19 protein-coding genes are annotated in these 21,858 nt (G+C 61.8%); 7 read left to right on the top strand and 12 right to left on the bottom strand.

All coding sequences use genetic code 11. The features are described from left to right. Nucleotides 1–58: 58 nt before the first annotated feature. Complete coding sequence (locus C3Y91_RS25325; protein ID WP_024322651.1) at nt 59–1,963, bottom strand: adenylate/guanylate cyclase domain-containing protein; 1,905 nt, start codon at nt 1,961–1,963, stop codon at nt 59–61. Nucleotides 1,964–2,504: 541 nt separating this feature from the next. Between C3Y91_RS25325 and C3Y91_RS25320 the strand changes: the two genes are divergently transcribed. From C3Y91_RS25320 to C3Y91_RS25310, 3 genes are all read left to right on the top strand, one after another. After that, nucleotides 2,505–2,879: a c-type cytochrome gene (locus tag C3Y91_RS25320; RefSeq protein ID WP_017994119.1), complete on the top strand. Its 375-nt coding sequence runs from the start codon at nt 2,505–2,507 to the stop codon at nt 2,877–2,879. A 344-nt stretch (nt 2,880–3,223) separates the two neighbouring features. Next, nucleotides 3,224–3,697, top strand: a complete 474-nt coding sequence (locus C3Y91_RS25315; RefSeq protein ID WP_018072149.1) for a (2Fe-2S)-binding protein — start codon at nt 3,224–3,226, stop codon at nt 3,695–3,697. A 12-nt stretch (nt 3,698–3,709) separates the two neighbouring features. Further along, nucleotides 3,710–5,956, top strand: coding sequence for a xanthine dehydrogenase family protein molybdopterin-binding subunit (locus tag C3Y91_RS25310; RefSeq protein ID WP_168575987.1), 2,247 nt, complete (start codon nt 3,710–3,712; stop codon nt 5,954–5,956). 248 nt (nt 5,957–6,204) lie between these two features. Here the strand turns inward: C3Y91_RS25310 and C3Y91_RS25305 are convergent, their stop codons facing one another. Continuing rightward, nucleotides 6,205–7,098: a LysR family transcriptional regulator gene (locus tag C3Y91_RS25305; protein ID WP_018072151.1), complete on the bottom strand. Its 894-nt coding sequence runs from the start codon at nt 7,096–7,098 to the stop codon at nt 6,205–6,207. Nucleotides 7,099–7,207: 109 nt separating this feature from the next. On the opposite strand from C3Y91_RS25305, the gene C3Y91_RS25300 reads away from it, so the two are divergent. Together C3Y91_RS25300 and C3Y91_RS25295 are read left to right on the top strand one after the other, a co-directional pair. Beyond that, entirely contained in the window at nt 7,208–8,380 is a 1,173-nt protein-coding gene (locus C3Y91_RS25300) for an NADH-dependent flavin oxidoreductase (RefSeq protein ID WP_168575989.1), read from the top strand. A gap of 36 nt (nt 8,381–8,416) precedes the next feature. After that, a complete protein-coding gene (locus C3Y91_RS25295) occupies nt 8,417–9,262 on the top strand; it encodes an SDR family oxidoreductase (protein WP_075225585.1) in 846 nt (281 codons plus the stop codon). 19 nt (nt 9,263–9,281) lie between these two features. On the opposite strand, the gene C3Y91_RS25290 is transcribed toward C3Y91_RS25295, so the two are convergent. From C3Y91_RS25290 to C3Y91_RS25270, 5 genes are all read right to left on the bottom strand, one after another. Then, nucleotides 9,282–9,716 (bottom strand): GNAT family N-acetyltransferase, encoded by a 435-nt coding sequence (locus tag C3Y91_RS25290; protein WP_075225584.1) that lies wholly within the window; start codon nt 9,714–9,716, stop codon nt 9,282–9,284. Nucleotides 9,717–9,781: 65 nt separating this feature from the next. Next, the gene (locus tag C3Y91_RS25285; protein WP_075225583.1) at nt 9,782–11,752 is read right to left on the bottom strand and encodes a DEAD/DEAH box helicase; all 1,971 of its coding nucleotides are present in this window, start codon (nt 11,750–11,752) and stop codon (nt 9,782–9,784) included. A gap of 99 nt (nt 11,753–11,851) precedes the next feature. Beyond that, nucleotides 11,852–13,708: a CHASE2 domain-containing protein gene (locus C3Y91_RS25280; RefSeq protein ID WP_075225582.1), complete on the bottom strand. Its 1,857-nt coding sequence runs from the start codon at nt 13,706–13,708 to the stop codon at nt 11,852–11,854. A gap of 5 nt (nt 13,709–13,713) precedes the next feature. Continuing rightward, nucleotides 13,714–14,232 (bottom strand): FecR domain-containing protein, encoded by a 519-nt coding sequence (locus tag C3Y91_RS25275; RefSeq protein WP_075225581.1) that lies wholly within the window; start codon nt 14,230–14,232, stop codon nt 13,714–13,716. Between the two features lie 139 nt (nt 14,233–14,371). After that, complete coding sequence (locus C3Y91_RS25270; RefSeq protein WP_075225580.1) at nt 14,372–15,517, bottom strand: citrate synthase; 1,146 nt, start codon at nt 15,515–15,517, stop codon at nt 14,372–14,374. Between the two features lie 84 nt (nt 15,518–15,601). On the opposite strand from C3Y91_RS25270, the gene C3Y91_RS25265 reads away from it, so the two are divergent. Next, on the top strand, nt 15,602–16,690 hold the full coding sequence (locus C3Y91_RS25265) for a citrate synthase/methylcitrate synthase (RefSeq protein ID WP_075225579.1): 1,089 nt from the start codon (nt 15,602–15,604) through the stop codon (nt 16,688–16,690). A gap of 40 nt (nt 16,691–16,730) precedes the next feature. Here C3Y91_RS25265 and C3Y91_RS25260 read toward each other — a convergent pair whose 3' ends face one another. The 4 genes from C3Y91_RS25260 to tpiA form a co-directional block, all read right to left on the bottom strand. Next, complete coding sequence (locus C3Y91_RS25260) at nt 16,731–17,201, bottom strand: SRPBCC family protein (RefSeq protein ID WP_075225578.1); 471 nt, start codon at nt 17,199–17,201, stop codon at nt 16,731–16,733. Between the two features lie 73 nt (nt 17,202–17,274). Beyond that, on the bottom strand, nt 17,275–18,903 hold the full coding sequence (gene pyrG, locus C3Y91_RS25255) for a CTP synthase (protein WP_018072161.1): 1,629 nt from the start codon (nt 18,901–18,903) through the stop codon (nt 17,275–17,277). A gap of 145 nt (nt 18,904–19,048) precedes the next feature. Continuing rightward, entirely contained in the window at nt 19,049–19,570 is a 522-nt protein-coding gene (secG, locus tag C3Y91_RS25250; RefSeq protein WP_075225577.1) for a preprotein translocase subunit SecG, read from the bottom strand. Nucleotides 19,571–19,701: 131 nt separating this feature from the next. Then, on the bottom strand, nt 19,702–20,472 hold the full coding sequence (gene tpiA / locus C3Y91_RS25245) for a triose-phosphate isomerase (RefSeq protein WP_075225576.1): 771 nt from the start codon (nt 20,470–20,472) through the stop codon (nt 19,702–19,704). Between tpiA and C3Y91_RS25240 the strand changes: the two genes are divergently transcribed. Further along, nucleotides 20,420–20,644, top strand: a complete 225-nt coding sequence (locus C3Y91_RS25240) for a hypothetical protein (RefSeq protein WP_164020952.1) — start codon at nt 20,420–20,422, stop codon at nt 20,642–20,644. The genes tpiA and C3Y91_RS25240 overlap by 53 nt on opposite strands. Nucleotides 20,645–20,668: 24 nt before the next feature. Here the strand turns inward: C3Y91_RS25240 and C3Y91_RS25235 are convergent, their stop codons facing one another. Then, nucleotides 20,669–21,568, bottom strand: coding sequence for a phospholipase (locus C3Y91_RS25235; RefSeq protein WP_075225575.1), 900 nt, complete (start codon nt 21,566–21,568; stop codon nt 20,669–20,671). Between the last annotated feature and the right edge of the window lie 290 nt (nt 21,569–21,858).

The following is a 21,858-nucleotide window of genomic DNA, read 5'->3' as shown; positions in this document are numbered from 1 at the left end:
GCCAGGCTTTTCGCAAGGAACTGAACGGCTATTCGTGATGAGGCGTGCCATATGCCATTCAAGAACGCAACACAGGCCGCTGAAGCGAGACCGTCTTGGGAGCCTCGGCGCGTGCGAGATCTGCCAGAAACTGCTCCATCAGCGGGGAATCACCAAACCGACGATAGTTGCGCTCTGTTTCGAGCGAGAAGTCGGGCTTTGCTTTGACCAAATTGGCCATGGTTGCCTTGGCCTTGTCCAGCTCTGAGCGACCAGCCTGCAACGCGGTTTGAATGAGCAGGCAGTTCGAATCCTGCGGCGCGCGGATCAGGCACTCTTGAATAACGCTCGCAGCTTCATCGCTACGACCAGCCGCATAAAGTGCCTGGCCATGGACATAAGCATAATATTCGGGAGCTATGGGATGAAGACGGCGGGCACGCTCGGCATTCCGTAATGCCCCATCGTAGTCACCAAAACGAACCTGGGCCTTTGCGAGCGCCATCATGCTGTCAGGATCGTTCGGATTGAGTTCCACCGATCGGTGTCCAGCTTGCAAAGCACCAGCGTAATCACCGCTTGCAGCCAAGCCGTAACTCAACACCTGATATCCCATCGCCAAATTTGGATCGAGTCGGATGGATTGACGCGCCTCACTCAAACCAATCTCAAGGTCTCTGTCTGTGGCGTGACCGCTGACGTTTTGTGTGACATCGAAAATATACGTCATACCGAGATTGGCGCGCGCCACGGCATAAGCCGGATCTAGTTCCAAAGCCCGTTGGAAAAGACCTCGGGCGGAAAGAAGCCCCTCGGCATCTTTTGAATCGTGCGTGAAGCGAGCACGTGCCTGAAGAACGAGATCGTAGGCCTGCAGATCTTTGGTTGGGCGTTTCATCGCCTCTGCTGCTTCAGACTTGCGTACAAAGGAGACAAGGTGGGCAACAATCTCGGATGTTAATTCGCTTTCGACCGTGAATATATCATCGATATGGCGGTCGTAGCTGCGCGACCAGAGGTGAGCTCCACTATAAACGTCAATAAGTTGAGCCGCGACGCGGAGTTTATCACCCACCCGCCGCGCGCTACCTTCAACGACGTACGCCACACCCAATTTCTCGCCGACCTTGCGAATATCGGCTTCCTGGTTTCGCATTGCATAAGTGGAGTTGCGGGCAATCACCTGAAGCTCAGAGTTTCGGGCAAGTTCCGTCGTGATGTCTTCCGTAAGTCCGTCGGCAAAGTAGGCCTGTGTTGCCTCGCCGCTCATATTGTCGAAAGGCATAACAGCCACAGACGGCCGAGGGTCCGCCCGTTCGCCGCCGGCAAGCACCGAAAGCTCAGCCGGTATCCGGCCGATCATTGCCGCGAGAGGAAGCGGCTGGATTGCAATCCCGATGAGCACGAGGGAGGCGGCCCCAAGACAATAGCCAAGGCGAGCGCTGACGTGCGGGACAAGAGCCGCGTACCGGCTCCATTTGCTTCTCCGTCGTCCAGCGCGCGTGACCGCATAGACATCGAGTGGTTCAGGAAGGTTTTTGGCATACCTACGTCCAATGCGGAAAAACTCGTCGCCTCGACCCCGGTCAGCACTCAAGACCACCGCACCACTAACAAAGATACTGCCAGGATCTGCCATTGCCTCAAGGCGCGAAGCGACATTCACGCCATCGCCGTACATGTCACCATTGTCTTCGATGACGTCACCCAGATTGATGCCGATCCGAAATTCGAAGGGCCGCGTATCGAACCCGTTCTGAATCTCCACCGCCGCATTCAACGCTTCGTTGACGCTCGGGAATGTTGCGAGAAAGCCATCTCCAGAGTTTTTGAATGTTCGGCCGCCATGGTGCTGGACCGCTGGATCGATCACGTCGTCAAACACCGAACGCAATTCCGCATACGTCGTTGCTTCGTTTTCCGCCATGAGCCGACTGTAGCCGACAATGTCCCCGGCGAGAATCGCCGCCAGCTTGCGTTGCATCGCGGAACTTCCTGTTCGCATCTCTGTCACGTTCCACTGCCGATCGTTCTTCTGGGTGGAAGATCCACCATGGGCAGTGAGGAGCGATAGCAGAGAACGAACGGCTGGATTAGCCGTCGTTGCTCGCATGAAGTTATGAATGCGGTTTCTAAATAGGCGAACTTCCGCGCTGCAACCGATGTCTGCAGAACCTCTCCGAGGGAAGCTTAAGCTTCACTGATTGCATGCTGCGGCAGGCATCAAGAGGGTTGAGTCCAGCTGGTGCAAAGCAAGGCGGACAACCTTCGTCGACGATCGTTGGCTGTCGGGCATTTATGAACCTCATTTCTAACATCATGCAGATAGTACCGCCTAATGCTCGATGCTGAGGCGAGGTAACGTCCCCAACCAACCGCCGTCTCCAGTGCGATGCCATGTCCGGAGAAGATGAGGCGCGTCTTGGGTCTAAGGTCTTTAGCGCGGCCTGCCAGCAACGGCGCTGGCGCGCGCAACTCCACCGTCCTTTCAGGGCTTCGAAAGCCTGTATTCGGGAAGAACACGCATGACAAAAATTTTCGCCTCCGTTGTGATCTCCACCTTGATCCTTGTGTCGGCGACGGCTCCTGCCGCAGCGGAGGGAGATGTCGCCTTGGGACAAAAAGCGTTTCAGCGCTGTTCCGCCTGTCATTCGACCACGGACCAGAAAAAGGCTGGACCGGGGCTCGGTGGCGTTGTTGGGCGCGCAGCCGGCTCTGTGGAGGGCGTCCGCTATTCGGCGGCCATGAAGGCGTCGGGATTAGTATGGGACGAGGCGACGTTGGACCGGTTTCTAGCGGCGCCTCGCGAAGTTGTACCGACAACCACAATGACCGTGAGCGTGTCCAAGCCTGAGGATCGGCTAAATATCATCGCTTACCTGAAGTCCCTGTCGGAGTAGCGGCGAACCTCTTGGCTGAGCAAGCCGGCGATCGATGGGCACCCGACCCGGCTGATCATCGCTGACCCCGTATTGGGTTGACGTGTCAGCTCGTGCTTTTGCTTCGTATTCAGAAGCCGCCTTTCTAACGTCGTGCAGGTTTCGCCAACTAATTCGGCGGCGCCGGACGAGCTAACGTTACCGCGGAGAGCAGGCCTTTGGTCGACGGCGTCCTATCGTCCTGGAGGTTGCCGTCGGCACTCCCGTCGCCGTCGCTGTCCTTAGAGATCGCCAGTTCTAACGATTAGCTGAATGACCTCAGGCAGCGAGCACATCCATATGAAACATAGGAGAACCGACCAGCCATGATCACACTCGATATCAACGGCAATCAGTACGAGGTCGATGCCGAGCCGGAGACACCCATCCTTTGGGTCCTGCGCGACACGCTCGGCATGACCGGCACCAAGTTCGGTTGCGGCGCCGCGCTTTGCGGCGCGTGCACGATACATCTGGATGGTGAGGCCGTCCGTTCCTGCAGCACCCCTCTCTCCGCTGCCGAGGGCCTGAAAATCACCACCATAGAAAAAGCGACCGACGGCAGCGACCGCGTCGGCACCGCGGTGCACGCGGCTTGGGTAAAGCACGATGTGGCGCAGTGCGGTTATTGTCAGAGCGGTCAGATCATGAGCGCCACGGCGTTCCTGGCATCCCTGCCCTCCGGCTCGCAGCCGACCGCCTCGGAGATAGATACGGCAATGGAAGGCAATATTTGTCGTTGCGGAACTTATACCCGTATCCGCGCCGCCATAGCCGATGCTGCCAGCAATCTTGTCTGAAGGAGACGCCATATGTTGCCGAACATAGATTATCGCGAATTGCCGCGTGCGCTGCAGCCCATGCTGGAACGAGGCCGTTCAACACCGGTCCAGGCGTTGCCACGCCGCAGCTTTCTAAAGCTGACGGGGACCCTCGGTTTGGCTGTCGGCATTTTCCCCCATCTGGCCGCCGCCCAGTCCACCGACGCGGGTGAGGCTCCCACCGCTCTGAAGCCGACCGAGCAGCCTTCTGCATTTGTTCAAATTGCGCCAAATGGCGAGGTTATGGTCACAATCAACCGGCTGGAGTTCGGTCAAGGCGTCCAAACGGCATTGCCCATGATCCTTGCCGAAGAACTCGACGCGGACTGGAATTTAGTACGCAGCCAGCTCGGCACCAATGACATGGCCTACGTTGATCCGCTCTTCGGCATGCACCTTACCGGGGGTTCGAACACCATCAAGAACAGCTTTACGCAGTATCGCGAGCTGGGTGCCCGCGTCCGCGCCATGCTACTTGCGGCCGCAGCGGACCGCTGGAACGTGGATGTTTCCGCGCTGCGAACCGAGGCCGGTGTGGTTCTGGCTCCGGATGGCCGCAAGCTCGGTTATGGAGTACTTTCCGAAGCGGCCATGGCCCTGCCCGTGCCTCAGAAAATAGCGTTGAAGGACCCGAAGGATTTCCGCATCATCGGCCAACCCACCCAGCGTCTGGACGCACAAGCCAAGAGCAGTGGCCAACAGAGTTTTGGCATCGACTTCAAGCTGCCGGGACAATTGACGGCCGTGGTGGCTCGCCCTCCGGTTTTCGGAGCCAAGATAGCCTCCCTGGACGACAGCGCAGCACGTTCAGTAAAGGGCGTTAAAGCTGTTTTGCGTGTACCGCTGGATCGCGGTGCAGAGGGTGTGGCCGTGGTGGCCGACGGATATTGGCAGGCGTCTCAGGGCCGCGATGCCCTTAAGGTGGAGTGGGACACATCGGCTGTCGAAAAGGTCGATAGTGAAAAGCAACTTGCCCAGTTTCGCGAGATCGCCAATCGCCCCGGCCCGCGCCAGTTCGATGCCGACATGGCGCCATTGGAAACCGCACCCTTGAGTCTGGAAGCTGAGTTCGTGTTCCCGTATCTCGCCCACGCGGCGATGGAACCGCTGAACTGCACGGTTCGGCTTTCCGACGATCGTGCCGAGATCTGGATGGGAAGCCAAAGTGCAGGACTCGATGCCGGTGTTGCAGCAAACGTGCTCGGCCTCAAGCCGGAACAGGTCGTGGTGAACGTGCAAACATCGGGTGGTGGCTTCGGCCGGCGCTTTTCCAGCAGCAGCGACACAGCAATGGAGGCCTGCCAGGTAGCCAAAGCCGCCAGAGCGGCGGGGCTGAACGCGCCAGTGCGCATGCTCTGGAGCCGCGAGGACGATATGAGGGGCGGCTACTACCGTCCAACGCACCTTCACCGCGCTCGCATCGGCTTCGACAAAGAGGGCAATGTGCTGGCCTGGGACCACACCATCGTCGGCCAGTCCATACTGACGGGAACCGTGTTCGAGAAGTTCCAGGTGAAGGACGGCATCGATGCCGCCACGACTGAGGGGATGCGGAGCCCCTATCCGCTTCCCATGCGCCTGACAGTACATCATCCTGTTGCCAACGTGCCGGTTCTGTGGTGGCGCAGCGTTGGCTCCACCCATACGGCTTTCGTGATGGAGACCTTGCTTGATGATATAGCGCGAGCCACCGACCAAGACCCGGTCGCATATCGCATGAAGATGTTTGGCAACGAGCATCCTCGTCATCGCGATGCACTGCAGCTCGCCGTAGAAAAGAGCGGTTACGGCAGTAGGACATTGGCAGAAGGCAGGGCCTGGGGTGTGGCCGTGCACGAATCCTTTTCATCCGTGGTGGCCTACGTGGTGGAAGCCTCTGTCATCGATGGGCAGCCCAAGCTGCATCGGGTCACGGCGGGGGTGCACTGCAATCTGGCCGTCAACCCTCGGACCGTGGATGCGCAGGTCCAGGGCGCGGCGATCATGGGCTTATCGACGTGCCTTGCCGGCTCGGAAATCACGCTCAAGGACGGTGTTGTGGAGCAAAGCAACTTCAGCGAATTCACGGTGGCAAGGATCACGGATGTGCCGGAGTTCGACGTCAGTATCGTACCAAGCGCGGATGCACCGACAGGCATGGGCGAACCCGGCCTGCCGCCTTTGGCGCCGGCATTTGCCAATGCCATCTCGCGTTTGACGGGCAAGCCAGTCCGACAGATGCCTTTCAACCTCGCTTAGAACCTGGCTCGGACGAGAGCCTGGCCCGGTCCTGTGTGCCGCTGAATGCAGCGGGCCGCACAGGGCCGCGATGTTCCTGTCGCGTGGCGTCTTGACAATAATGGAGCTAAGACTTCGCGGTCAGCGATGACCGCGCGGATCACCAGTAGTCAGGACAGGCGGGACCTCACATCTATCGGGCAACCGCGCGACTGAGGTCAATCCGCCAATCCAACGCAACCATCTTCCGGATAGGCCTGGCAGGAGCGTCAGCCTTTGAAACGAAGCGCCTCGACGAGGAGCGCAAACGCGGCCGTATGCTGACGTCTGCTTGGGTAATAAAGGTGATAGCCAGGGAACGGCTGACACCAATCGTCGAGGACTCGGATCAGTCGCCCGTCTGCAATGTATTGTGAAACTTGACTTTCGAAGGTGTAGGCAAGCCCGAGCCCATCTAAAGCAGCGGCTTCCAGCATCAAACTATCGTTGATGATAAGCGGCCCGTTCATTCTGACCACTAGCTCTTCGCCGTCGCGCTCGAACTCCCAGGCATACAATCCACCTCCTGTGGTTTGCCGGTAGCTTATACCCCGGTGGTCGCCGAGATCGCGGGGCGTCATCGGGATTGTGCGGTTCTGGAAGTAGGACGGCGATCCGACGACTGCCATGCGAAGGTCAGGGCCGATCCTGACGGCAACCATGTCTTTTTGAACCTGTTCTCCAATGCGAATACCGGCATCGAACCGGCCGGCCACGATATCCGTCAGGCCCTCGTCAAGAATGACCTCCATTTCAATATCCGGGTATTCCGCCAAGAACGTTGTCATGACAGGCCAAAGCACGCTCATGGCGGCATATCGGAACGTCGTGATGCGGATGGTGCCGGCAGGCTTGTCACGAAGTGCGGTGACGGCTGCGATCTCGCTTTCAATGTGTTCGAAGGCAGGGCGGAGGCTCCGAAGCATACGCTCTCCCGCATCGGTCAGCGATAGGCTTCGTGTGGTGCGTGAGATCAGCCGCACCCCTAGCCTCTGCTCCAACATCCTGACTGAGTAGCTGACGGCAGACTGGGAAAGCCCCAGTTTGGCGGAGGCGCGCGTAAAGCTTCCGGCCTCGGCGACGGCGATGAAGGCTGCAAGCTCGCTGAAATCACCGTGCCTCATTTATCTCTCTCATTTCTAACTTCATGCAGATTATACCAACTAATCATCGTTTGTCTTCATTGCTACTTGTCATTTCACAAACCGCTTAAACGGCATGCAAGAGAGACCGCTGATGATGGAAGCCACCCCCGCACTATTTGAACCCTTCGTTTTCGCCAATGGGATCACGCTTCGAAACAGGGTCGTCATGGCCCCGATGACGACGTGGTCAGCGAATGACGACGGAACAATCTCGGATGAGGAAGTGTCCTACTATCGACGCAGGGTGAACGGCGTTGGCCTCGTTCTAACGGGCTGCACGCATGTCTCAGCCAACGGCATCGGGTTCACGGGCGAATTCGCTTCTTATGATGACAGCTTCACCCCAAGCCTCCGGCGTCTGGCCGAGGCGGCCAAAAGCGGCGGTGCGCCAGCGATTCTTCAAATTTTTCATGCCGGTAGCAAGGCGGTGCCGGCGCTTATTCCGGACGGAGACATTGTTAGCGCCAGTTCGCTTCAAGTTTCACCCGGTCCTTTCAATCCAGGCGGCGGCACGACGCGCGCACTGAGCCACGACGAAATCCTTGATGTGATTTCTGCTTTCGGCGAAGCAACCCGCCGCACTATCGAAGCCGGCTTCGATGGGGTCGAGCTGCATGCGGCCCACGGCTTCCTGATCCAGAACTTTTACTCGCCGCTCTACAATCATCGCGACGACGAATGGGGAGGCACGCCGGAAAACCGGATGCGGTTTCCGCTCGCCGTGGTCCGCAACGTGAGGCGGGTGATAGGCACACACGCGACGCGTCCGTTTCTTCTGGGATACCGGGTCTCGCCCGAAGAACCTGAAGAGGGCGGCCTTCGTATTGAAGACACCTACGAACTCATCGAGCATCTGATCGACGGCGGCGTGGACTACATCCATGCTTCGCTGACGAGCGTACTCGAAGCCCAACCACTCGAAGCCATCGCCGATCGTCCTATCGCTGAACTGATCGCCGCCAGGGTAGCGGGGCGCGTTCCGGTTATCGCCGCTGGCCAGATCAAGTCACCCCAACAGGCGGAAAGCGCCCTTCATATGGGCCTTTCGCTTGTGGCTGTAGGCCAAGCGCTGGTGATAAACCCGGAGTGGGTCGAACTTTCACGCAGTGGCAATGAGAGGCTGATCGAGAACGAGATCAGGACCACGACAATCCCGAAAATTGCCCTTCCGGCCAAACTCTGGGGCGTCATCGAGGCGGCCACCGGCTGGTTCAACATCAACGATGATCACGAAGCGCAGCGGCAGAAGGCCACCGCATAGAGCATCGGCACACAATCTAGCATGAAGGAAAATTCGATGAGTAAGGTTTGGATGATCACAGGAGCCGGGCGCGGCATGGGCTTGGACTTCGCAAAGGCAGTTCTGGCTGCTGGCGACAAACTCGTTGCAACCGGCCGCAATCCGGAGCGCGTTGCCAAGGCGATTGGCCAGTCGGAAAATCTGCTCGTCGTCACGCTGGATGTAACCAGACCGGCCGACGCCGACTCTGCCGTCAAGGCCGCACTCGAACGCTTTGGTCGCATCGACATATTGGTCAACAATGCCGCGAACTTCTACTCAGGCTATTTTGAGGAGCTGACGCCGGCTCAGATCGACCTGCAACTGGCCAGTAGTCTCCTCGGCCCCATGAGCGTCACCCGCGCTGTCCTGCCGGTGATGCGCCAGCAGGGATCCGGCAAGATCATCTCGATCTCATCGACGGCCAGCCTGCTGGGCTTTGAGTTCTGCAGCGCTTACTCTGCCGCGAAGTTTGCCCTCGACGGCTGGATGGAATCGCTGCAGCCCGAAGTGGCGCCGTTTGGTATCGAAACGATGATCGTCAACCCGGGCTTCTTCCGAACGGAATTGCTGACTGATGAATCAACCCAATATGCTCCGTCGTCTGTCAGCGACTACGACGAAAGACGCGCCCAACACCTGGCATTCTGGAAATCCGCCAACGGCCAGCAGAGCGGCGATCCCGCAAAACTCGCCCAAGCGCTGATCACCCTGGTCAACCAACCGGAGCTGCCCCGCCGGTTCATCGCCGGAGCTGATGCTGTTGGCATGGTGGAACAGAAAATCGCGCTGCTGCAGCATCAGATCGATGCCTACCGGGACCTTTCAAGTTCGCTTGCCTTTGACGTGAAATCCCAAGCCTGAAACGACGCGTCGCTGAAGCTCAGTAATTCTTCATGGCAAGATGCGGCATGCCACCGTCAAGAAATTCCGCGCCATAGGCAACGAAGCCGAAACGCTCGTAAAGCGGCAGCTTGTCCGCCTGCGCTGTGAGATAGAAGCGGTTGCCGCGCGCGTCGCGATGCAGTTCCATCGCGCGCCCGATCATATCAGCCGCAATGCCCCGGCCGCGCCATTGGCCGGCAACCGCAACCCGACCGATCTTCATATGTTCTTCGGCGTAGATGACTCGCAGCGTGCCGGAGACCTCGCCCGCCGTGACGGCGACGAGATGATGGGCGCTGAGATCGTCGGCATCGAATTCCTCGGCTTCGGGAACCTTCTGCTCATGCACGAAAACGGCGCGCCGCAGCCGGAAGGCCTCATTGCAGAGCGTACTGAAAACCGGAACGCTCAGGATCGCCGTTTCCATCACCATCCTTGCCTCCCCCCGGGATACGACCCAAAGTCCTCCGCCGGACCAGCGACGGACTGCCGGCAAAATCAGCCGGGCTTCTTCTTTGAAAACTTGTTCTTCGGTGCGCCGCCGCCCTTGCTCTCATATTTGGGGCCTTCGGATCTGGGGCCTTCGAATTTCGGCTTGTCGAATTTCGGCTTGTCAGACTTCGGGCCATCGAAGGCGGGTTTGCCCGGCTTCTTGCTCCAGGGCTTGCTATCCCGTCTTTCCCCGCCGCTATTGTCGGCTGCAGCATATCCGCCGCCCGGAGCCTTGCCGAATTTGTTCTTCGGCCGCTCGCCGCGGAACGAATCATCGGGCCGCTCGTCGCGGGATGGCTTGCCGGCATAGGGTTTTGGCGCAGGCGCCCGGCTGAAATCCGGCGTGCCCGAAAGCCTGGTCACGCGGATGCCGCGTTCGAGTGCCTTGTTCGGTCCGATCGCCGCCTGGAAGCTTTCCGCACTCGCCGCGGCGATCTCCACGAAGGTTTCCTCAGGCTGCATCTTGATCGCGCCGATCTCGCGCTTCGTCACATTGCCGTTGCGGCAGAGCATCGGGATCAGCCAGCGCGGCTCGGCATTCTGTTTGCGCCCGACCGAGACGGAGAACCAGACACTGGCGCCGAAATCTTCGCGCGGTCCCTTCTGCGCCGGCTCGTACGGCTCGGCATTGTCGCGGCGCTTGCGGCTGCGCTCGTCCTGTACGGTAACCTCGATGAGGTCCTCCGGCGCCGAATGATTGGTGCGGTAAAGACGCAGGAAGGCGGCGGCGAGCTTTTCGGCGCCGTGGCTGGCGAGAAGCTGCTGTACCAGCCCCTGCTCTTCCTCCTGCGGCGTTTCGTTGAAGATCGGATCGGCGAGCAGCCGCTCGTCGTCGCGCTCGCTCACTTCCTCGGCCGAGGGCGGCCGCGCCCAGGCAGCCGAAATACCGGCATTCTCGAGCAGGCGCTCCGCCTTGCGCCGTGCATTCAACGGCACGATCATGGCGCTGATGCCCTTGCGTCCGGCCCGGCCGGTTCGGCCGCTGCGGTGCAGCAGCGTGTCCGGATTGGTCGGCAGGTCGGCATGGATGACGAGATCGAGCCCCGGCAGGTCGATGCCGCGGGCGGCGACGTCGGTCGCGATGCAGACACGGGCGCGTCCGTCGCGCATCGCCTGCAGCGCGTGGGTGCGCTCGTTCTGCGTCAGCTCGCCGGACAGCGCCACCACGGCGAAATTGCGGTTGTTGAACCGCGCTGTCAGATGATTGACGGCAGCGCGCGTCGAGCAGAAGACGATGGCATTGGTCGCCTCGTAATAGCGCAGCACGTTGATGATCGCATTCTCGCGGTCGCTCGGGGCCACCATGAGCGCGCGATATTCGATGTCGATATGCTGCTTTTCCTCGGCCGCGGTGCTGATGCGCACGGCATCGCGCTGATAGCTCTTGGCAAGCTTGGCGATCGCCGCCGGCACCGTTGCCGAAAACATCAGCGTCCGGCGTTCGTCCGGTGCCGCATCGAGAATGAATTCCAGGTCTTCGCGGAAGCCGAGATCGAGCATCTCGTCGGCCTCGTCGAGCACGGCAGCCTTCAGTTCCGACATGTCGAGCGCCCTGCGGCGGATATGGTCGCAGAGCCGGCCGGGCGTGCCGACGACAATATGGGCGCCGCGTTCAAGCGTGCGGCGCTCGCTGCGGATGTCCATGCCGCCGACGCAGCTGGCGATCACTGCGCCGGTCATCTCAAAGAGCCATTCGAGCTCGCGCTTCACCTGCAGGGCAAGTTCGCGCGTCGGGGCGATGACGATGGCGAGCGGCGCGCCGGCATTGCCGAAGCGCTCCCTGCCTTCAAGCAGCGTCGGCGCCAGCGCCAGGCCGAAGGCGACGGTCTTGCCGGAACCGGTCTGGGCCGAGACCAGCGCGTCGGAAGCGGCGAGCGCCGGATCGAGCATCGCCTTCTGCACCGGGGTGAGTTCGGCGTAACCGCGCTTCTGCAACGCCTTGGCGATCGCCGGGACGACGCCGTTAAATTCTGTCATGGATTCGATCTTTCGGAGCTGTCAGGCGCGTTGCTGCGCCATGGCCGGAGCCAGCCGGCGGGGTATTTGCGCCGTTCCTAGCCGCTCCCGCGGCGATTGTCAAAGCGTACGGCTACGCCACAGCCAGACGTCGATGCGGCTTGCCCGGCCGCGCAGCGCCGTTTCCAACGGTCCCTCCATGCGGCCGGACTGCGTGAGCACGCTATCGGGGCCGGCGGCGCGGACGATTTCGGCGCTCAGCGCCAGTTCGACGCCATGGCGGGCGGCCACCTCCATAAGCCGGCTGCCGACATTGATGGTGTCTCCCGCCGCCGTGATCTGCTGCCGGTCGCCGGTGCCCAATCGCGAGGCGACGATCGGGCCGCAATGGGCGCCGACCTTGAAGCCGATTTTCTTCGGGGCAAAGCCCGCATGCGCTTGAAGCCAGGCCCGTGTGCGCTCGCAGAGGCTGACCGCGCAGGCAGCGGCGCGGGCGGCGTCGTCATCGGCAGGCTCCGGTAGGCCGAACAGGATCATCGCGCCGTCGCCCATGAAGCTGGTGATGGCGCCGCCGTGGGCGCGTGCCTCCTCGTCGACCAGTTCGAAGAAGCCGCTCAGCATCTCGCTGACCGCTACCGGCCCGACATTTTCGCTGAGGCCGGTGAAGCCCGAGAGATCGATGAAGATGACGGCGGCGTTCTGGCGCACCGGCGCGGCAAGGAAATTCGGATCGCGCGCCAGCCACTCGCCGAGGCCGGGCGCCTCGATGCGCTGCAGGAGCGCACTCTGCTCGGCGAAATGGCGAGCGCGGCCGCGGTCGAGCCAGAGCTCGGCCGCCCCGAAGATCAGCGCCGGCGGCAGCGCTGCGGCGATCGGCAGCGCCGCACTCAGCCAGTAGCCATGCGCAAAGGCCGACAGGTTGATCATCGCCCAGACGATCAGCGTCAGCACGATGATGATGTAGCCTGCCGTACTGCGGCGCCAGGCGACCAGCGAAACGAGCACGAGCGTCAGACCGACGGCAATGCCGGCATCGATCAGCCTTATCCTATGGTCGCGCACCATGCCGTCGCCGGTGACGAGATGGGTGATCGCCGTCGACATTACCTCGACACCGGGCATGACAGGATCGAACGGCGTCGGGAAGACGTCGCCGCCTCCCGTCACCGTCGAACCGATAACGACGATGCGACCAGTGACCGCATCCGCCGAAAGCTTGCCATCCAGCGCATCGGCGGCGCTGAAGGTGGCGATGCTGCCATGCCCGCCATAAAAGGTCACCGGCAGGCGCTGGCCGATATCGGTGGGAATACGCAGCTTTCCGAGCATGATGGCATCGGGTTCGATCGTGGGATCGACGCCGAGCGCCACCGACGCGACACGCAGCGGAAAAGCCGGATCCAGCCGGTCTGCGGAACGCGAGATCAGCGGAATGAAGCGCGGCGTGCCGGTCTGGTCGGTTGCGACATTGACGATGCCGACCGCAGCTGCCTCGGCAAAGCGCGGAAGCGGCAAGAGAAGCTGGTTTGCCTCAGGGATGGCGGCAAGCGGATCACCGGCCACATCCGTGACCCGCTGGCTGCTTTGCGCGAAAGTGGCCGCAGCCGCAATCACGCTCGGCCCCCCGCGGAGGGCAGCAGTCAGCGCCGCGTCGCCCGCCTCCGGCCCCGGATCGACGAGCAGAATGTCGATCGCCAAAGCCTTCGGCTTCAACGCGGTGATCGCGCCGGCGAGGCGCGCAAGTGTCGCCCGATCGAGCGGATAGCCGTGCGCCCTAGCGGTGCGGTCGTCGATCGCAACGATCGAGACGACGGGAGGCGGTGTTTTCACCCCGACGATGGCGCTGCGGATATCGGCAAGCGAGGCTTCCATCCGGTCGAGAAGGCCGCTTCCGGCACTGAGATTGACATAGCCGAGCGCAGCCGCCCAAAGACCGGCGAGCAGCAGCGCGATCACGGTCAGCAGACGATGGTTCATGGGATTTATTGGCCGAGGCGGGCAAGAAGGGCGGCGGCGCGCGGCGCCGGCCAGCGACGCACGACGAGGGGTTCGGTTCCACCGCTGACATCGACGCCTTCGCCCGGCGATAGCACCACCGGCTCCCCGGACGGCCGGCGAACCGCGACGCTGCCTCTGACGACCAGCACCGAGGTCTTGTCGCCTGCGACATCGACAGCCCATTGGGTGCCGCGCACGGCGGCGATCGCCTGCGGCGTCACGACCTGGAAACCACCGGCGTGCTGGGTGCTGTCGACATCGACGAGAATGGCTTTGCGGCGCAGCGATGCCGAATCGGGGCTGCCGTCACGGTTGCGGTCGACGAGGCTGTAGGCGGCGCCGGCCTCTGCCGTCACCGTGACGCCGCCGGGACAACTGAGCACCTGGCGGGCGCCGGCATCACGCGATACCGTGCAGCCGGCAGACTGCGCAAAGACCGCCCCATACGGAATGAGGCCGAGAGCGAGTGCGGCGGCAAGCAGGCTGCGAAACGTCGTATTCATGGAAAGTCCCCTTGACCGTGCGGAGCAGCTCTTTTCGAAAGCACCCGCCAACCGTCTTCTTCCATGTAAGGGATGATAGCCGAATTCAAATATTTCCCTAGGCAAAAAAAGCAAATCGTCGCAATCGCCGGCGGAATTCTTACGTTCTACTATCCGTTTCAGGCGCCGGTCCGGTATAACGCGCCCGCGGCCGGATCAATTCGCCGCTGTCGATCTGCTCCATCGCATGCGCTAGCCAACCCGCGGAACGTGCAAGCGAGAAGATGATGATCGGCGCCTCCCTCGGGAGATCGAAGGCGGCGGCCATTGCGGCAAGCGCGAAATCGACGTTGACCTTCTCGCCGACCATCTCCTCGCCGGTTTCCCGGAGCTCGGCAAACTGCGGCGGCAGGGGGAAGTGCGACAGTAGCGCTAAGGCCCTGACATCGCCATCGGGATAGAGCGGATGGCCGAAGGCCGAAAGGCGATTGCCCTGGGCAAGCGTGCGGCGGATCCCCTGCTCCGCCCCAAGGGCGGAAGCGGTCTCGATCAAGGCGTCGATGCCGTGCCAGGCAGCGCCGTGCAGCGGGCCTGTCAGCGTCGCCAGACCGGACAGCACGGCCGCCGAAAGGGCTGCACCCGCCGATGCCGTGACCCGCGCCGCAAAGGTCGAGGCGTTGAGTTCGTGATCGGCAAGCAGCACCAGCGCGCGACGCAGGCAATCGGCAGCATCCGGCCGCTGCCAGCTCGCCGCAAGCCTGAGATGCAGCGGCTGGTCGAAAGGCCTCGGCGCCAGTGCATCGGCGATGGTGCGGAGAACGCCACTTGCTTCGCGGCGAAGTGCTGCCTGCGAGCGGCCGAGCGACGGCAGATCCGATGTCACCCGCCCCGCCAGCGCCAGGAAGGCAGCCTGAAGCGACGGAGAGGCATGTCCGGTCCCGCTGCCGGAGGAGAGTCTTTCCGCGCCGTTCCAGAGCAGTGCCGCCGTCTGCTCCAGCGTCGCGACTTCAGCGAAATCGGCCGCATCCCTTCCGCGATAGAAAAGCCGTCCGCCGATGATGGTGGAGATTGCCGAGGACAGAACCGGATCGCCCCAGCGGATCGCCTCGGCAGCGACCGTTTCGGTCTTGCGGCGGCCGGCATGGCGTTCGGCAAGCCGCTGTACGTCGGCAGCCTGGTAGAGGCTGCGGCGCGGGTCGGCAGGATCGGGCTTGGCGCGGATGCGCCCGCGGCTGACATTGGCATAGAGCGTCTGCGGCTTGGTCTTCAACGCCCGCAGCGCCTCCTCGGCAGTCAGCCACGACATCGGAACCTCACATTGATCAATTGCATCAAGATTGACGTCAATGAGACTAGGTCCGATCATCCCGGTCGTAAAGGAGAAAACGATATGAAAAACGGCTTGGAAGATGTCATTGCTGCCGAAACGCAGCTTTCGGATGTCGATGGCGAAGCGGGGCGACTGATCATCCGCGGTGTATCGCTGGATCACCTGGTTGCAGACGGCACCTATGAAGGCGTCGCCGCCCTGTTGCTCGATGGGTTGATGGAAAAAAGCTTCGACGAAGCGGAATTGCGCGACTGGCTGGCGCAGGCGCGAACGAGGATTTTCGGCCATATCAAGGCCGCCGATGCCGCCCTGCTCGCTTTGCCTCCGGTCGATGCGATGCGGGCGTTGATCGCCCGCCTGCCCGACGGCGAGGATTTCGATACCGCTCTCAGCCTTCTGGCTGCGCCCGCAGTTTTCCTGCCGGCGATCCTTCGCAAGCAACGCGGCAAAAGACCGATCGCGCCCGACGCCTCGCTGCCGCAGGCAGCCGATATCCTGCGCATGCTGACCGGAAAATTGCCGACCAGGGAGCAGACAGCGGCACTCGACACCTATCTCGTGACGATATCGGACCATGGCCTCAATGCCTCGACCTTCGCATCGCGCGTCATTGCCTCGACGCAGGCCGGCCTCACCTCTTCCGTACTCGCGGCGGTGAGCGCCCTGAAAGGGCCGCTGCATGGCGGCGCGCCCGGTCCCGTGCTCGACATGCTGGATGCGATCGGAACGGCGGAGAATGCTTACTCGTGGCTCGGCGAAGCGCTCGACCGCGGCGAAAGGCTGATGGGCTTCGGCCACCGCATCTATCGCGTCCGCGATCCGCGCGCCGATGCGCTGAAGGGCGCGCTGAAGCCGTTGATCTCAACCGGCCAGGTGAACAGCGCCCGCGGCGCTCTGGCGGAAGCCGTGGAGACCGCTGCATTGGCGATCCTGAAGGCGCGCAAGCCGAACCGGCCGCTCGACGTCAATGTCGAGTTTTATACCGCGCTGCTGCTGGAAGCGCTCGGCTTTCCCCGCGAGGCCTTCACCGGCGTCTTCGCGATCGGCCGCACTGTCGGATGGCTGGCGCATGCGCGCGAACAGGCGCTCGAAGGCAGGCTGATCCGTCCGCGCTCGGTCTATATCGGGCCGCTGCCGGCCGCTGCCTGAAAGTTGAACGCCGGCAGGGGCATGTCCTTGCCGGCGATCGTCAACCGCCGACGAAGGCGGCGAGGTTGTCGAGCGTCGAGCGGCAGCCTTCTTCATTGTCTTTAAGGCGAATGCCGGAGGGGATGTTGTCGCAGACCATCGTCACATCGGTGCCTCCATCGGCGGGCGACAATGTCGTGCTGACCGTCATCTCGCCGGAAAAATCTTCATCCTCGGAATCGAAGACCGTCGCCCAGACGACGTTCTCGTCAGGCACGAGCCGTGCAAAACGGCCCTGGAACTTGTCGATCTTGTCAGAGGTCTTGCCCGGCTGCGACGCCTCGTCATCCGGATAGACGAGCGACATGCTGAAGGCGCCGCCTTCCCTGCCCTCGAAGGCATGGACGATGCCCTTCATCGTATCAGGCGGAAGCCAGGTGGCGACCGCCTCCGCATCGAGGAAAGCACGGTAGATGCGCTCGCGTGGTGCCGCGATGAAGCGTGAGACGGTCGTGCTGCGTGAAGGGGTCATGCCGGCGAGATAGCGCGAGCACGAATGTTATCCAGATCGCGCCTGACACAACGCGATCTGGTGTTGGCATACGTCAGACGAGGCGGCTCTGTTCCGTCGCCGCTTCGATGAAGCTGGCAAACAGCGGATGCGGGTCGAGCGGTCGGCTCTTCAGTTCCGGGTGGTACTGCACGCCGATGAACCAGGGATGATCGGGATATTCGATCGTCTCCGGTAGCACGCCGTCCGGCGACATGCCGGAGAAGACGAGGCCGCAGTTCTCGAGCCGGTCCTTGTAGTCGATATTCACCTCGTAGCGGTGGCGGTGACGCTCGGAAATATCGGTGGAACCGTAGATATCCGAGATCTTCGTGCCCTTCTTCAGCGCCGCCTTGTAGGCGCCGAGTCGCATCGTGCCGCCAAGATCCCCGGCTGCCGTGCGCTTCTGCAACTCGTTGCCCTTGACCCATTCGGTCATCAGGCCGACCACCGGTTCTTTCGTCGGGCCGAATTCAGTCGAGGAGGCACCGGAGACGTCGGCGAGATTGCGCGCCGCCTCGATGACCGCCATCTGCATGCCGAAGCAGATGCCGAAATACGGCACCTTGCGCTCCCGGGCAAAGCGGGCAGCGTGGATCTTGCCTTCCGAACCGCGTTCGCCGAAGCCGCCGGGCACGAGGATGCCGTGCACCTTTTCGAGATAGGGCGCCGGATCTTCCTTTTCGAAGACCTCGGATTCGATCCATTCGAGGTTGACCTTGACGCGATTGGCGATGCCGCCGTGATGCAGCGCCTCGATCAACGACTTATAGGCATCCTTGAGGCCGGTATATTTGCCGACGATCGCGATGGTCACCTCGCCCTCCGGCGTGCGGATGCGATTGCAGACCTCTTCCCACGGGTCGAGCCGCGGCTTTGGCGCAGGCTCGATGCCGAAAGCGGCAAGGACTTCGTCGTCGAGGCCTTCCTTGTGGTAGGCGATCGGCACGTCATAGATGTTGGCGACGTCGAGCGCCTGGATGACGGCGGACGGGCGAACGTTGCAGAACAGCGAGAGCTTGCGGCGTTCGGCTTCCGGAATTTCGCGATCGGCGCGCACCAGCAGGATATCGGGATGAATGCCGAGCGCCTGCAGTTCCTTGACCGAATGCTGCGTCGGCTTGGTCTTGAGTTCGCCGGCCGCCGGAATATAGGGCATCAGCGTCAGGTGGACGTAGACGGCGGTGCCGCGCGGCAGGTCGTTGCCGAGCTGGCGGATCGCCTCCATGAACGGCATCGCCTCGATGTCGCCGACCGTGCCGCCGATCTCGCAGATGACGAAGTCGTAATCGCCATTACCCTCGGTGACGAAATCCTTGATCTCGTTGGTAACGTGCGGGATGACCTGCACCGTCGCGCCGAGATAATCGCCGCGCCGTTCCTTGTCGATGATGTTCTTGTAGATGCGGCCGGTGGTGATGTTGTCGGTCTTGGTCGCCGAACGCCCCGTGAAACGTTCGTAATGACCGAGATCGAGATCGGTTTCCGCGCCGTCGTCGGTGACGAAGACCTCGCCGTGCTGGGTCGGGCTCATCGTGCCCGGATCGACGTTCAGATAGGGGTCTAGCTTGCGAAGCCGGACCCGATATCCACGGGCCTGCAGCAACGCTCCGAGAGCCGCGGCCGCAATTCCTTTTCCGAGAGAGGAAACCACGCCGCCAGTGATGAATACGTATCGCGCCATGGGAGTCACCGGATACCTTTTCAAAAACGATTCCACCAGCCCAAAAATTCTTTTCCAGAACTTTCGATGCGTGGCGCAGGAGAATCTGAACAAAAGAAAACCGGCAGACCCGAGGGCCTGCCGGCGGTTTATGTCGAAGACCGGCTTACTGTCCCGTCGGGACGCCGGACGGCTGAGCCGGTGCCGGCGCGGCCGGAGCTGCGGGCGTTGCCGGGGCAGTCGTTGCCGGAGCAGTCGTTGAAGGCGCGGTGGCCGCTGGGGCCTGAGTTGCCGGAGCCCCGCTTGCCGGAGCTTGAGCGGCGGGAGCCTGCGGTGCAGCCCCGCTGCTCGGAACACCGTTGCCGGCCGGCTGATTTGCCGGAGCCTGCGCGCCGCCGAGCGAATCGAGAATACCGTTGCCCTGGCCGCCTGTTGCAGGGATGCGATCGAGAATATCACTCGGACGGCCCTGGTAACGCGTCAGTATGCCGAGGCCGAGCGAGGTCAGGAAGAACAGCGTCGCAAGAATCGCGGTCGTGCGCGTCAGTGCATTGGCCGTGCCGCGGGCCGACATGAAGCCCGAACCGCCGCCGATGCCGAGGCCGCCGCCTTCCGAGCGCTGGATGAGCACGACGCCGACGAGGGCGAGCACGATCATGAGATGGATGACAATCAATACGGTCTGCATGGGTCCAGTCCTGCCCGCCTCGAGACGGACATAAGTAAGAATTCTGGCGGCTCTTTACATGAGGCTTTCATCTATTCCAAGCCCTTCGGCCAGGAATAAACCCGGGAATAAACCCAGGAATAAAAAATGTCTCAGGCGAGCAGCGCCTCATAGGCCCGGTAGATGGCAAGGAAGTCGGCCGCTTTCAAGCTCGCCCCGCCGATCAGTGCGCCGTCGACATTGGCAACGCCCATCAGCTCTTCCGCATTGGCCGGCTTGACCGAGCCGCCGTAGAGAAGGCGCATCTTGCGGCCGTCATCGCCGAAGCGGGTCGCCAGCTCTGCGCGCATGAAGGCATGCGCCTTTTCGACATCGCCTGATGTCGGCGTCACACCGGTGCCGATCGCCCAGATCGGTTCATAGGCGATGACCGTATTTTCGGCAGTCGCGCTATCGGGAACGGAGGCGGAAAGCTGGCGTTTGATGACGTCGAGCGCCTGGCCTGCCCGGCGCTCATCCGCCGTTTCGCCGATGCAGATGATCGCCGTCAGCCCGGCAGCAAAGGCAGCCTCCGCCTTGGCGCGGACCAGATGGTCGGTTTCGGCATGATCGGTGCGCCGCTCGGAGTGGCCGACGATGACATAGGTGGCGAAACAATCAGCAATCATCTCGGCCGAAATGTCGCCGGTATGCGCGCCCGATGGCTTCTGATGGCAGTCCTGAGCCCCGATCGCCAGCGGGCTGTCGGTGCACAGCGCCGTCGCCACATACAGCAGCGTCGTCGGCGGGCAGATCAGCGCTTCGACCTTGTCGGCCAGCGGCGGGCGAACACCCTCGGCGATCGCTTTGATCTGATCCAGGGAGGCACGCATGCCATTCATTTTCCAGTTTCCCGCCACAAGCGGGCGCACATCAGGTGTCATGCTGGCCTTCCACAATCTGCTTATGCCTTGGGCAATATCAAAAGCTTGCAGCAAAGAAAAGCATCATGCCCTTGACGTAAGGGGAATCTCTGCGATCCCGCGCATATTTCTGCCGAAAATCGTCCCCTACAGCGCCACGCGTCTTATCAGACACGCAAAGGTAGCATTTTGAATCCGCGCATCGGCTCGATGCACTCTAGCCGGCGAGAATCCAGTTCAACACCCTGCGCCAGTCGATCATCCGGATCGGCGTCCCGTGATTGCCGGTCTGAAACAGCGTGAAACGCGCCGGATATTTTGCTTTGTGCAGGCTTTCGAACAGCGCCTGCTGGTCGGCGGCGGCATAGACCGGATCGCGGCTACCATGGGCGAACCAGAGCGGCAGCTTCGCCTTGTAGAAGGCGCTTCTGGTGAAATCGGGATCAGTCACCCCGCTCATGATCAGCATGCCCTTCAGCCGCTTGACGCTGTCGCTCTCGCGCGCAATGCCCCAGCAGACCTGGCTGCCCATCGAGGCGCAGGAAAGGATGATCGGCCGGCCGGGTGATTGCGCGCTGGCATAGCGGATCAGCCCGGCGATCGCCGCAACGCCGCTGCTGTCGAAGCTTTTGACCGTCGGCGAATAATAAACGCCGCCATTGCCGGCGACGAGGTTCTTCAGCCGGTTGAAATTGCCGCCGAAGCTGTAGTCGTTGGCGCCGAGCCGCCGGTCACCGTCGCGCCCATGGATGAAAATCACCGTGAAGGCGGCATTCCCGGCCGGTCCCACCCTGGTGACATCGAGCTTGATGCCGTCGACAGACAGCGTTTCGTCCGCCTGGGTCTTGCGGATGCCGAGCGCCACATATTTCTGCTGCACCCGCTTTTGCGGGATCTGGTCGCGGCCGTTGATATCTCGCATCTCGTCATAGTCGATGACCTCGAAGGCGCCGTCATCGCCCGTCTGCAGCACGGCCTGCTTCGAAAACAGATCATCCTTGAAAGGCGGCAAAGCATCGGCTGCCTGCGCCGGGCCAACAGCGGAGAGGATGGCCGCGGACAAGAAAAACGCCGCAATTGCGGTGAAGATGGTGCAATGACTTGTGGACATTCGCATTCGGATGGTTCCTGAAGCCCGCCGCCGCTTGCCATTCCGCGCCCGGCAACGCAAATCATTTGGGAAAAGCCCGCCAAAACAGGCGGTGTCGCGTATAGATGTGCTTTCTGGCAAAATCTGCCTGATTCGCAAACGTGGCATGAAATGCGGTGATTTTGGGTCGGCGGCGGATGCCCGCCCAAGCCAGACCTAAGACAGGATGAAGATCTGAACGGCTCCATGGACGATAGCAACGACCTCTTTTCCGGAATGCCCCTCTCTGAAAAACGCGAGGAGGCGCAGAAGCCTGC

This window comes from Rhizobium ruizarguesonis (assembly GCF_012349115.1).
GTDB classification, from domain to species: Bacteria; Pseudomonadota; Alphaproteobacteria; order Rhizobiales; family Rhizobiaceae; genus Rhizobium; species Rhizobium ruizarguesonis.
Note: the sequence above shows the minus strand (reverse complement) of the source record. Positions and strands in the feature narration are given on the sequence as shown.

Excerpts from the sequence above, each read along its gene's own strand:
- tpiA (WP_075225576.1), bottom strand. The coding sequence starts at position 20,472 with ATGACACCTGATGTGCGCCCGCTTGTGGCGGGAAACTGGAAAATGAAT.
- C3Y91_RS25285 (WP_075225583.1), bottom strand. The coding sequence starts at position 11,752 with ATGACAGAATTTAACGGCGTCGTCCCGGCGATCGCCAAGGCGTTGCAG.
- C3Y91_RS25235 (WP_075225575.1), bottom strand. The coding sequence starts at position 21,568 with ATGCGAATGTCCACAAGTCATTGCACCATCTTCACCGCAATTGCGGCG.
- C3Y91_RS25290 (WP_075225584.1), bottom strand. The coding sequence starts at position 9,716 with ATGGTGATGGAAACGGCGATCCTGAGCGTTCCGGTTTTCAGTACGCTC.
- C3Y91_RS25315 (WP_018072149.1), top strand. The coding sequence starts at position 3,224 with ATGATCACACTCGATATCAACGGCAATCAGTACGAGGTCGATGCCGAG.
- pyrG (WP_018072161.1), bottom strand. The coding sequence starts at position 18,903 with ATGGCGCGATACGTATTCATCACTGGCGGCGTGGTTTCCTCTCTCGGA.
- C3Y91_RS25295 (WP_075225585.1), top strand. The coding sequence starts at position 8,417 with ATGAGTAAGGTTTGGATGATCACAGGAGCCGGGCGCGGCATGGGCTTG.
- C3Y91_RS25305 (WP_018072151.1), bottom strand. The coding sequence starts at position 7,098 with ATGAGGCACGGTGATTTCAGCGAGCTTGCAGCCTTCATCGCCGTCGCC.
- C3Y91_RS25280 (WP_075225582.1), bottom strand. The coding sequence starts at position 13,708 with ATGAACCATCGTCTGCTGACCGTGATCGCGCTGCTGCTCGCCGGTCTT.
- C3Y91_RS25270 (WP_075225580.1), bottom strand. The coding sequence starts at position 15,517 with ATGTCGTGGCTGACTGCCGAGGAGGCGCTGCGGGCGTTGAAGACCAAG.
- C3Y91_RS25310 (WP_168575987.1), top strand. The coding sequence starts at position 3,710 with ATGTTGCCGAACATAGATTATCGCGAATTGCCGCGTGCGCTGCAGCCC.
- C3Y91_RS25265 (WP_075225579.1), top strand. The coding sequence starts at position 15,602 with ATGAAAAACGGCTTGGAAGATGTCATTGCTGCCGAAACGCAGCTTTCG.
- C3Y91_RS25240 (WP_164020952.1), top strand. The coding sequence starts at position 20,420 with ATGCCATTCATTTTCCAGTTTCCCGCCACAAGCGGGCGCACATCAGGT.
- C3Y91_RS25320 (WP_017994119.1), top strand. The coding sequence starts at position 2,505 with ATGACAAAAATTTTCGCCTCCGTTGTGATCTCCACCTTGATCCTTGTG.
- C3Y91_RS25325 (WP_024322651.1), bottom strand. The coding sequence starts at position 1,963 with ATGCAACGCAAGCTGGCGGCGATTCTCGCCGGGGACATTGTCGGCTAC.
- secG (WP_075225577.1), bottom strand. The coding sequence starts at position 19,570 with ATGCAGACCGTATTGATTGTCATCCATCTCATGATCGTGCTCGCCCTC.
- C3Y91_RS25260 (WP_075225578.1), bottom strand. The coding sequence starts at position 17,201 with ATGACCCCTTCACGCAGCACGACCGTCTCACGCTTCATCGCGGCACCA.
- C3Y91_RS25275 (WP_075225581.1), bottom strand. The coding sequence starts at position 14,232 with ATGAATACGACGTTTCGCAGCCTGCTTGCCGCCGCACTCGCTCTCGGC.